The 10,692-nt window shown below is 41.2% G+C and carries 9 protein-coding genes and 1 riboswitch; of the genes, 2 read left to right on the top strand and 7 right to left on the bottom strand.

The genetic code is table 11. From position 1 onward, the window contains the following. Nucleotides 1-1,070: 1,070 nt before the first annotated feature. The 7 genes from ACE01U_RS16205 to ACE01U_RS16175 all read right to left on the bottom strand — a co-directional run bounded on the left by ACE01U_RS16205 (nucleotide 1,071) and on the right by ACE01U_RS16175 (nucleotide 8,423). Nucleotides 1,071-1,442 carry an MmcQ/YjbR family DNA-binding protein gene (locus ACE01U_RS16205; protein ID WP_395579952.1) on the bottom strand — a complete coding sequence of 124 codons (372 nt, stop codon included), beginning with the start codon at nucleotides 1,440-1,442 and terminating at the stop codon, nucleotides 1,071-1,073. Between the two features lie 69 nt (nucleotides 1,443-1,511). After that, nucleotides 1,512-2,957 carry a protein adenylyltransferase SelO gene (locus ACE01U_RS16200; RefSeq protein WP_395579951.1) on the bottom strand — a complete coding sequence of 482 codons (1,446 nt, stop codon included), beginning with the start codon at nucleotides 2,955-2,957 and terminating at the stop codon, nucleotides 1,512-1,514. A 78-nt stretch (nucleotides 2,958-3,035) separates the two neighbouring features. Then, the gene (locus ACE01U_RS16195) at nucleotides 3,036-3,365 is read right to left on the bottom strand and encodes a DHCW motif cupin fold protein (RefSeq protein WP_395579950.1); all 330 of its coding nucleotides are present in this window, start codon (nucleotides 3,363-3,365) and stop codon (nucleotides 3,036-3,038) included. Nucleotides 3,366-3,438: 73 nt separating this feature from the next. Then, nucleotides 3,439-4,605, bottom strand: coding sequence for an acyl-CoA desaturase (locus ACE01U_RS16190; RefSeq protein ID WP_086210412.1), 1,167 nt, complete (start codon nucleotides 4,603-4,605; stop codon nucleotides 3,439-3,441). A 276-nt stretch (nucleotides 4,606-4,881) separates the two neighbouring features. Next, nucleotides 4,882-5,604, bottom strand: a complete 723-nt coding sequence (locus ACE01U_RS16185; RefSeq protein WP_395579949.1) for a glycerophosphodiester phosphodiesterase — start codon at nucleotides 5,602-5,604, stop codon at nucleotides 4,882-4,884. A gap of 303 nt (nucleotides 5,605-5,907) precedes the next feature. Then, a complete protein-coding gene (locus tag ACE01U_RS16180) occupies nucleotides 5,908-6,486 on the bottom strand; it encodes a cob(I)yrinic acid a,c-diamide adenosyltransferase (protein ID WP_110974682.1) in 579 nt (192 codons plus the stop codon). Nucleotides 6,487-6,587: 101 nt separating this feature from the next. Further along, the gene (locus ACE01U_RS16175; protein WP_395579948.1) at nucleotides 6,588-8,423 is read right to left on the bottom strand and encodes a TonB-dependent receptor plug domain-containing protein; all 1,836 of its coding nucleotides are present in this window, start codon (nucleotides 8,421-8,423) and stop codon (nucleotides 6,588-6,590) included. 35 nt (nucleotides 8,424-8,458) lie between these two features. Next, nucleotides 8,459-8,665, bottom strand: a riboswitch (cobalamin riboswitch). A 143-nt stretch (nucleotides 8,666-8,808) separates the two neighbouring features. On the opposite strand from ACE01U_RS16175, the gene ACE01U_RS16170 reads away from it, so the two are divergent. Together ACE01U_RS16170 and trpB are read left to right on the top strand one after the other, a co-directional pair. Then, the gene (locus tag ACE01U_RS16170) at nucleotides 8,809-9,450 is read left to right on the top strand and encodes a phosphoribosylanthranilate isomerase (protein ID WP_395579947.1); all 642 of its coding nucleotides are present in this window, start codon (nucleotides 8,809-8,811) and stop codon (nucleotides 9,448-9,450) included. After that, the gene (gene trpB / locus ACE01U_RS16165) at nucleotides 9,434-10,663 is read left to right on the top strand and encodes a tryptophan synthase subunit beta (protein WP_086210407.1); all 1,230 of its coding nucleotides are present in this window, start codon (nucleotides 9,434-9,436) and stop codon (nucleotides 10,661-10,663) included. The genes ACE01U_RS16170 and trpB overlap by 17 nt, the downstream gene beginning before the upstream one ends. Nucleotides 10,664-10,692 lie beyond the last annotated feature (29 nt).

Raw genomic sequence — 10,692 nt, 5'->3', positions numbered from 1 at the left:
GGTGAACTTATTTGAAAGGAAACCATTGAAGGCTCTGTTTTTACCTGACAAAAAGTGGAATAAGCAAGAAGAACCTCAACTGAGGTTCTTCTTGTGATATTTGTGGGACAGCAGTGCTCAATATGAGTCCTTTTTTATTGGTTTTTTGATCGTTTAGGATTCTGATTGATTACTAAATTTAAGCATTTTGAATAATGTTTTAATTTGTCTTTTTACTTTTACGTTTGTTTTAGACAAGGTCGATGAGTCTGTATTCAAATCAGCGAAGCATTCTGCTAGCCATGTGCACGTCACTTAGGGTTGGGTTGTGAGATAGTATCCAAATTTTGCAACAATGCGATCAAATAAGCAACTGATCATATAAATGACCTAGATTTCATTCAATCTCAGAGGGTCTTCGTATGAGGTTCACCATAGCTTTTGGATTAACTTGGGTGGAGAGTGAGCGATGCTTATACTCAGTTTTTTCGGATTGATATGTATAGATAATTAAATAAGCAAAATTGAGAAAAGAGTGGTTGTATTTCCAACAGATTGAAACAGTGGGTTATCAAGTTGCTTTTAAAGTACTCAAAAATTAACTTTAAGGAGTAAGGTTTAGCTTCAGTTGTCCTGAAAACTATCCACAATTTCTGCGGATAATTTTGGGGGTAAGTCTAATTAAACTTATTTTTCCATGTACGTTTTTGCTTACAACTATTCAAGCGGATTGCGTCTAGGTCAGCCCTAAAATGTTTTATATGATGCAGTCATAGAGAACAGGAAGTTCCAAAACATAAAACAAAAATAATAAGTTCAGCACGAGGATGTGAGGTACGACAGGAGTTATACCTAGCTAAGTGATACGAAAAAAGCCCGACAGGATGTCGGGCTTTTTTTGACCTAGCAAATATTCATTGCATTTTCATTTTTGTATTTCTTTTCCAAAGAGAAACAATATATAAAATGTTGAAAAGTTGCACAGCCTAGATAATATGCATTCAAACCTATGATCTGCTTGATGCAGTGATAGGGCTCAGCTTTAGAAAAATGTAAAAGGAGTAATTAAATTCTGTTCATTCAATACATATTTAGGTGATGGCTTGAAGTGCAGCGATTCGCTGTCTTTGTCGTTTATTCAGTTTGGATACCACGAGCTCATAAGAACTTTGTACTAGATCAATAACTAAATCCGAATCTAACTCTTCATCTTCATAAATTGAAATCCAATGTTTTTTATTCATATGCCAACCTGCATGAATATACGGATAAATATCACGTAGCATCGCGCCGTGGTCAGGCGTGACTTTTAAGTTACTTAAAGCCATACCCTTTAAAGATGAATTGAGCAAAAACATTTTATCCATGACTTTATAGACATCACAGCCCTCACCAAAGGGCTGAGTACATGTCACTTCTGGCAGGGCAAGTGCAGCTTTTGCAGCAATAAGGTGTAAGGACATGGTGATCATCACTCAATGGGCGAAGCCCTGTGGATATTGTTTAATTTATCCACAGTTTAAGTCAAACGCTTAAGAGGAACAACTCACCATCACCTCTGGAACATCGGTTGATAAAGGTGCTACATCCTCAGCTTTCTCTAGGGCTACATTCCGCTCAAACGGGTGGCTGAGGAGGTCAAATAAGCGTTCGACTTCTGAGAAATCATTGCGCTCAGCCAGTTCAATCGCTTTTTGCGCCATGTGATTGCGTAGGATATAAACAGGGTTGGCTTGTTGCATGGCTGCATCGAGTACTACTGTGTCTTGATTGACACGAATCTGTTCATATTGCGCGAGGAAACTTTCAAACTGACGGCGGTCAAGACAATCATCTTTAATTGTTTCATATTGTTTATTCTGCAAACGCGTAAAGCTCTGTGTGTAGTCGAGCTGTTCGGTTTGTAGAATCCGTAAGAAGGTCATGGCACAGTCAAAACTGTCAGTGTGGAAATGAGGTAAGCCCATTTTCTGACTTAAACCCAGTTTGTAGTGCTCCAAGAACGTGGGTTCATAGTGCTCTAGGCAAGTGGCAAGGTCTTGCTTCCATTGTTCTTTGTCATAGTCTTGTGGACAAAGCGGAATGAGGTTATTCAACCATGTCCATAAGTTCCAGTGTCCAATGCTCGGCTGTTGTTGATAGGTATAGCGACCTTGATAGTCGGAGTGATTGTTAATCCAATTCGGACGGAAGCGTTCCATAAAACCATAGGGGCCAAAATCGAGGGTTGAACCCGTAATGTTTAAATTATCGGTATTCATCACTCCGTGTGCGAAGCCGACCAATTGCCATTTGGCAATCATGACCGCAGTCCGTTGAATCACTTGGGTTGCAAATGCCAAAACAGGTTGTTCCGCATCTAAACATTCAGGGTAATGCCATGCGATGCATTTTTGCGTAAATTCGTTGAGTAAATTAGGTTGATACTGATTGATCCACTCAAAGTGCCCCAAGCGAATATGACAGTCCGATGTACGTAACATCATCGCGCCGAGTTCCAATTTCTCCCGCTGCACGCCTTGAGCTGACGAGGTAAAGCCGACAGCGTTACTTGATGCCACGCCTAAACTATTCAGTGCATGCCCAGCCAAGTACTCACGAATGACGGAGCGAAGTACCGCACGGCCATCTCCCATACGTGAGTAAGGGGTAGAACCTGCACCCTTTAAATGCAGGTCAATGGTTTGACCATGTTGATCAAGAATTTGCGCGACCAATAAACCCCGACCATCACCGAGCTGTCCCGCCCACTGACCAAATTGATGTCCAGCATAGACCATTGCCAAAGGTTCAAATTCACTAAAGGTTTTCTGTCCGCTACAAATCTCTACCCAAGACTGTTTGTCAGCTTCAGACCATTGCAACTGTTCTGCTAAGGCTGCATTGAAATGACCTGCTTTTGCCCCTTTTAGTGGAAGGGGCTGTTGATGGTGATAAAGCTTTGAAGGAAGGAGGGAATAGCGTGAGTTGAACTGCATAGTGAAAGATCACAAGGGATAAGCCATAACCCCATCAATATAGCAAAGTTTTAGTGTTAAGACATATATCCAACTGTTTTAGTCAACTATAAATAGCCTGGCACCCTTTGAGGTGGATGAGCGATGGGCTTCAGCTTGATCTGCAACTTGGTAACTCATGCCAGCCGTAAGGGTAAAGCTACGACCATCATCTAGTTCGGTGTGGAGTTCGCCTTCTAAGCACAACAGGATATGTCCTTTAGAACACCAATGGTCGGCCAAATAGTTCTCCGAATACTCCACCATACGCACGCGAATCGCGTCAAATTGCTGCGTGCGCCATAGGGCATAACCTTGATCACCTGTATGGCGTGTGGTGGGTATCTCGGCCCAGTTGGTGATACCGAATGGGATGTTGTTTATATCCATGTTGTTATCCTTTATGAACTGCTAAAAAAAGCCCCTTGCGGAGCTTTCTTTTGAAACGATTATTAGAAATCAATTATTGTGAAACAGGCGCTTTTTTAATGCTACGCATCAGTGTGGTTAAGGTTTGACGATGATGACCTAAGCGCTGTTCAACCAATTGAAATTCAATTTTAAGCTTTTCATCCATTTGATGAATTTTTTCAGCTACAGCCGTTTTCTTGGCTTGAATTTCTTGTTCTTTCAATTTTGCCCAGTCATTTAAGGTCTGGGTGAACGCATCATACTCTTGTGCAATACGAGCTTTTGCTGAGCTGATGTCATCACTGACATTCAGACCATGAACTTCTAAGTCTTGCTCAGCATACTTAAACTTCATCGCAAGTTCAGCTTTTTTGATATTAAAGCTCGGAATACGACGTAAGTTTTTAGCTAAACCCAGTTTTGAGCATGACCAAATCAACCATTTGGTTGGGTCATATTGCCACCATTTCACACCATTACGGTAGTCATATTGGAAAATGTGGTGGTAGTTATGATAACCCTCACCCCAAGTCGCAATAGCTAACCAGAAGTTGTCACGTGCGGTATTTTCATCTGTATATGGACGTTTGCCCCACATATGACATAAAGAGTTAATGAAGAACGTAACGTGGTGGCTGAGGATTAAACGCATTAATCCGCCCAACAATAACACGCCCCATAAGTCACCTACGGCCCAACCAATTGGTAATAAAATACCCGTGTGGACGATGATCACTAAGGGCACATAGTATTTGTGTTGGAACATCACCAATTTATCATTCAGTAAATCGGGCGCATTTTTAAAGTCAGGTTCTGCTGATGGATAGTCACGAAGCATCCAACCCATGTGTGCATACCAAAAACCATTGTTAATCGAGTATGGGTCTTTCTCGATATCATCGACATGGCGGTGGTGGGTACGGTGACCTGAACCCCAATATAAAATACTGTTTTGTACTGCAAATGTACCCATAATCATCAAAATGATTTTTAAAGGCAAGCTTGCTTCATAAGCACGGTGTGCCCATAGACGGTGATAGCCAGCGGTAATACCTAAACTACTAACACCCAGTAATACAAACATACTGATCCAAGCGGCTAAGCTGAAATCATGATGGTAGGCATATAACGGAATTGCAATGACAGCCACAATGGGAAGAAAAACCAATGCAAAAATTGCAACCCAGTTAAATGGGGCTTTGGGTAGGGGAGCATTCATCTCCAACAGCACTCCTGAAACCTTGGGAGGTATAAATGGAAGGTCAATCCATTACTTTTTGCATGGATTAAGCTACAGCATATTAGCATGAGCGAACCGTGATTCACTAGCATTATTGTACAGATGTATTGTACTAAACAGTAACAGAATAAGAATGTTTAGATATCGAAATTATCGAAGCATTTTTAGGCACTATAGTAGTAGAGCGATCAATATGAAAAGTGAACATTTTCAGTCCCACTGCTCATGTAAAATTCAAGTCAATTTTTGGCTTGCTCAATGAACATCTGCCAAATGTTGTAGCATCATTTTAGGAAAATCGGTAATTAATCCATCAATGCCACAGTCACGTAAATGTTTGGCGCGCTCGATGTCATTTACCGTCCAAACGCTAATCGCCAAATTCGCTTGTTGTGTGGCTTTTAACAGGTCATCGGTTGCCAGTTGGTTCATCCAGCCGATTTGGCAACAGCCGTATTTATGCGCTTGTTCAATTGCAAGATGTTGAATATTTTCTTCAATTAATAAGCCCCGTTTCAGTGGGGAATGTAGATCTTGGAGTGCTTGTAGGATTTTAAGATCAAAACTGGTGATGACTGCACTCTGCTCAAAGTCTCTCAGTTGCTGTGTGAGATGTTGTGTCAGTCGCTCCGCTTCTGCTTGTGTTGCTACAGCTTTGACTTCAACCTCAAGATGTTCGAAGTCCTGCATAATCTGGAGTGCTTGTTGCAGAGTTGGAGTGCCTTGCTTTTCCCAGTCTAACCAAATATGTGCTTGATTATAGGTATCGAGTTCTGTGCTGTTTAATGGGTAGAGTGCTTGGTCGATACCAGTGGTCCGGAGCATGTTGTCATCATGCATAATGATCAGCTCATGGTCTTTGAGCTGACGAACATCAAATTCGACCGCACGGATGCCTAGATCATGAATATATTGAAAACCGCCGAGGGTATTTTCTGGGGCTTCGCCACGTGCACCACGATGTCCGATGATTCTCATATTGAACCTGATTTATACGTCTTTTGATTGATTGTAGCGCTAAAACATCGGATTGGGGGATAGATTCTAAGGTGGAAATATCAGATATACGCCAATGCCGTGTGTAATAGTTTGAGGTCGGATTGAGTTTGAGTGTAATGCTTCTGCGATATTGGCAATATGCAATGAAGTCCGAAGAGTTTCACGATGGGTAAATGGTTTTGATTACTTTTCCCGAAAGAAAAGTAATCTTAGAAAGTCTTCCAGTGAACTTATCTAAAAGACTCATAAGGAATCCATTTCGCTTTAAAAACTTAGAACGGTTTAAATGGTTTCATTGATATTTTTTTGCCAAAGCACTTCTGAGCCGCCTTCAGCTCGTTGCAAGGCACGGGATGCAACAAAAAGCCAGTCTGATAAACGGTTGAGCAACTGTAGCGCGGTGCTTTGAATATTTTGATCACGCGTGTGTACCGACATTAAGCTACGTTCAGCTCGGCGGCATACTGCTCGTGCTTGGTGTGCATAGCTACATGCTAAAGAACCAGAAGGGAGAATAAATTCTTTCAGCATCGGTAAGTCTTCATTCATACGGTCAATTTCTTGTTCAAGAAACTCAATACAAACTGGTTGGAGCAAATGATAGTTGGGAATACACACTTCACCGCCTAAGTCGAAAAGCCAGTGCTGGATGAGGCTTAAGCTTTTATCCCATGTTGCTTTGTCTGTGATTTGGCTTGCACTAATTTGGGCACGAAGTACGCCAATTGTTGAGTTGAGCTCATCTACATCACCCAGTGCGGTAATTCTTAGGTCATCTTTAGTGACACGTGATCCATCGCCCAGACCTGTGGTGCCTGAGTCGCCAGTACGGGTATAAATTTTACTTAAACGGTGGCCCATAATTTGTCCTGCCTAAAGAATGAAAAAAAGGATAATGTCGGTCAAAACATTATCCATAAACTGCGCTGTTTTAAATTGTTTTTTTGAGTCTTTACGCTAAATTAATAACGGAAAGTGACTCCTGCTGAGGCAAAACGACCGCCATTGATGTACCACGTATCAGTGCTTGAGTAGACTGCTTTGTATTTGACATCACCAATGTTTTGGATATTGGTGAACAATTTGATATTTGGATTTACATTCCAAAATGCATTGAGATCAATCGTTGCATAACCAGGAATTTTAACGGAGTTTTGGCTTGCTTGAGCTTTTGCATGAGAACGAGCGACAAGAGCAGTATTTACACCATAAGTTCCGTCATCATATCCTGCTGTAAAGGTAAAGGTTTGACGTGGACGACGCACGAGTTCAAACCCAGTAGATTCATCTTCTGTTTTTACGTAAGCATATTCAGCAGATGTAAAAAGTTGATCTTTTTTCCAATTTAAACCGAGCTCACCACCAGTCATATTGGCATCATCAATATTGACATATTGCCATGAGGCATTTGATCCAATTAGGTTTTTGACTTTAGTGTAATACACAGACGCATTTGTACTTAAACCATAGTTAAATTGTTGATCTAAACCGATTTCATAAGAAATACTTTCTTCTGGTTTGAGATCTTGATTCCCATAAAAACCAGCATATAGCTGATAGGCTGTTGGCGCTTTAAATGCAGAACCAATATTGGCATAAACACTTGTCAACGGTGCAATTTGTAAACGTCCAGCTATTTGCCCTACAGTGTGTTGACCAAATTGATCATCATCTTCTAAACGGATACCTGCTTGAGTGTGTATGCCCGCATTATTATATTGATGTTGTAAGTAATACCCTGTAGACCCAAGGTTTTTCTTCCCAGATAGGTAATCATAAGTCACATTAGTATCTTGCGTTGATACGCCGAACAAAATGTTTTGTTTTGGAGTGAACTTCCAATTTAAATTGATGTCACCTTCATTGCGCTCACTATCATAGGCATACGAATACGTTTCAATATAAGTTGCTTCATCTTGATAATTTGAATAGCGGGCATTTAAAGTTAATGCATCTGTGAATTGGTATAGACCATTCCAGTTGATCAATTGATTTTTAAAATCACGTTTAGCAGTATTTGTACCTGTAGAATAGTCTAAATAGTGATTAATTCCTTCATTTTCACTAATAGATACGTTTGTTTTAAAATTATCTTGTTTGTATCCAATCTTAGCGCTATAACCTTTTTGGTCATAGCTCGCTTGGTCATTATTCTGTGTATTTAAGATTTCTGTGCCATCACTTTCTAAGCGTTGACCTCGAATTTGAGCAAAAAAACCATCTTGAGCTAGATCTAATCCTACCAGTGCTTTATATGTGTTGTTCTCACCATATAAGCCAGTAATGAATGCACTATTTTTTTCTGGGGTGTCTGTCAGTAATTGGATTACCCCACCAATTGCATCAGAACCATATTGAACTGAAGCAGGGCCTTTAAGAATTTCAATTTGACCGACATCAGATAAATCTAAAAGTTCGGTATTATTTTTACCATTAATCCCTTCAATTAAAGCAGCACCATCTTTAAGTACTAAAGTATGATTGGAATTTGTACCACGGGTGAAAATGGAAGTTGTTTGCCCAAGACCACCAGTTTGAACAACATTTAATGCGGCATCTTGTTTGACTAGATCATTTAAGTTAAGAGCTGGATTTTTTTCGATGTCACTTTTTGAAATCACAGCAATACGGGCAGGAACGTCTTTAATCTTTTCTTCAGAACGTGTTGCAGTTACAACGAGTGTGTCTAAAGAAGCATTAACAACATTCGTATTGTCTTGTGCAGATGCTGTTGCGGAGAAACCCATCGCAATAGCGATTGCGCCCACTAAAGCTGTAGGCTGAAATAAATTTGGCATGCTGGCTCCATACATTCACCCCCCGTGAATGATTGAGTTAAATGGCGCAATAAGCAGGTCTCCGGACTTAAATATAAATATTGCGAACAATATTGGTATATCCATCTTCCCACACGAGTGCAGTGATGTAAGTGCAAACACTTATAAAGATATACGTTTCGTTTTACCGTTGCGGGGGCAGTGTTGGACTCTCACCAACTTCCCTAAAGCATAGTGCTCAGACTTATTGCATTTGGGCGAAGTATAAGGTTTGTATGTGAATTAAACAATCTATGTAAAGATTTTTCAGGATGAACTTTACGCAAGGCGAAAAAATTGCATTACAATGATTCGCCCTGTTATTTATAGATCAGCTATAAATAGGGTTGAGCCAGAGTTATAACCTATGCGAACCCGTGCCAAAATTTGTGGGATTACCCGTAGTCAAGATGTTCACGCTGTGGTCAAAGCAGGGGCAGATGCAATTGGTTTTGTATTTTTCCCGCCCAGTCCACGTCATGTGAGTGCAGATCAAGCCAAAGAATTGATTCAACATGTGCCTGCCTATGTGCAAACTGTTGGACTTTTTGTGAATGCCACTGCGGATGACATTGCGGATGTGTTAAAACAAGTGGCACTGGATATCATTCAGTTTCATGGTGATGAAACACCAGAAGACTGTCAGGTGATTGGGACACAAGTAGGAAGACGCTGGTATAAAGCTATTCAAGTCAAACCTGAATTGGATGTGGTGGCAGAAGTTCAACGTTTCCAACAAGCAGGGGCAAGTGCAGTGCTCTTAGATGCCTGGCATCCTGAACTCAAAGGGGGAACAGGACACAGTTTTGACTGGTCACAATTCCCTACGCTTGATATTCCTTTAATTTTAGCGGGTGGTTTAACCCCCACTAATGTTGAAGACGCTATAAAGACGACTGGGGCTTATGCTGTAGATGTCAGCGGAGGCGTCGAATCCGCTAAAGGTATAAAAGACCAACAACTTATAGAAAACTTCATGCAAGGAGTCCATCGTGGATCAGCAAAGTAATGTGATTGACTATACCCAATACCCAGATGAACGTGGGCATTTCGGTATCCATGGCGGACGTTTTGTGTCAGAAACTCTAATGGCAGCATTAGAAGACTTAGAAAAGCTCTATTTCCGTATGAAGGATGATGAGCAGTTTCTGGCAGAATTCGACCGTGACCTCGCCTACTATGTAGGTCGTCCTAGTCCTTTATATTATGCTGAGCGATGGTCGAAAGAGTTGGGTGGTGCGCAAATTTATTTAAAACGTGAAGACCTCAACCATACGGGTTCACATAAAGTGAACAACACCATTGGTCAGGCTTTACTGGCAAAACTGTCAGGTAAAAAACGCATTATTGCTGAAACGGGTGCAGGTCAGCATGGTGTCGCAACGGCAACCATCGCGGCGCGTTTAGGTCTGGAGTGTGTGGTATTCATGGGTGCAGAGGACGTAAAACGTCAAGCCATGAATGTCTACCGTATGCGTTTACTTGGTGCAACTGTTGTGCCTGTCGAAAGTGGCTCAAAAACATTGAAAGATGCCATGAACGAAGCGATGCGTGACTGGGTGACCAATGTCGATTCAACCTATTATGTGATTGGTACGGTTGCAGGCCCACACCCATATCCACAGTTAGTTCGTGACTTCCAGTCAATTATTGGCCGTGAAGCGCGTAAACAAATTCAAGAGCAAGCAGGGCGTTTACCTGATGCTTTAGTGGCATGTGTAGGTGGCGGTTCAAATGCAATGGGCTTGTTCTACCCATTCTTAAACGATGCTGATGTGAAAATGTACGGTGTAGAAGCCGCAGGTTATGGCATTGAAACAGGTAAACACTCTGCACCGTTAAATGCAGGTCATGTTGGTGTTTTACATGGTAACCGTACTTATTTGATGTCAGATGAACAAGGTCAGATCATTGAAACGCATTCAATTTCAGCAGGTTTGGATTATCCAGGTGTAGGTCCTGAGCATAGTTTCCTGAAAGATATGCATCGTGTTGAATATGTGCCAATCAATGACAATGAAGCTTTACAAGGTTTCCGTGATTTGACTCATATTGAAGGAATTATTCCTGCTCTGGAAAGTTCTCATGCGATGGCTTATGTCACTAAACTTGCGCCAACCATGTCTAAGGATCAAATTATCATTGCGACGGTTTCTGGTCGTGGGGATAAAGATTTGATGACTGTGGCACGTATTGATGGCGTGGAAATGGTTGAGATGTAATTCACAATGACTGTTGAATAAAGCTCCTT

It is taken from the genome of Acinetobacter halobius (assembly GCF_044130335.1).
Lineage (GTDB): Bacteria > Pseudomonadota > Gammaproteobacteria > Pseudomonadales > Moraxellaceae > Acinetobacter.
The sequence above is the reverse complement of the archived record's forward strand: the minus strand, read 5'-3'. Positions and strand labels throughout refer to the sequence as shown.

What these genes read in the sequence shown, in the direction of transcription:
- ACE01U_RS16175 (WP_395579948.1), bottom strand. Translation starts at nt 8,423, where the DNA reads ATGCCAAATTTATTTCAGCCTACAGCTTTAGTGGGCGCAATCGCTATT.
- ACE01U_RS16190 (WP_086210412.1), bottom strand. Translation starts at nt 4,605, where the DNA reads ATGAATGCTCCCCTACCCAAAGCCCCATTTAACTGGGTTGCAATTTTT.
- ACE01U_RS16205 (WP_395579952.1), bottom strand. Translation starts at nt 1,442, where the DNA reads ATGTCCTTACACCTTATTGCTGCAAAAGCTGCACTTGCCCTGCCAGAA.
- ACE01U_RS16200 (WP_395579951.1), bottom strand. Translation starts at nt 2,957, where the DNA reads ATGCAGTTCAACTCACGCTATTCCCTCCTTCCTTCAAAGCTTTATCAC.
- ACE01U_RS16195 (WP_395579950.1), bottom strand. Translation starts at nt 3,365, where the DNA reads ATGGATATAAACAACATCCCATTCGGTATCACCAACTGGGCCGAGATA.
- ACE01U_RS16180 (WP_110974682.1), bottom strand. Translation starts at nt 6,486, where the DNA reads ATGGGCCACCGTTTAAGTAAAATTTATACCCGTACTGGCGACTCAGGC.
- ACE01U_RS16170 (WP_395579947.1), top strand. Translation starts at nt 8,809, where the DNA reads ATGCGAACCCGTGCCAAAATTTGTGGGATTACCCGTAGTCAAGATGTT.
- ACE01U_RS16185 (WP_395579949.1), bottom strand. Translation starts at nt 5,604, where the DNA reads ATGAGAATCATCGGACATCGTGGTGCACGTGGCGAAGCCCCAGAAAAT.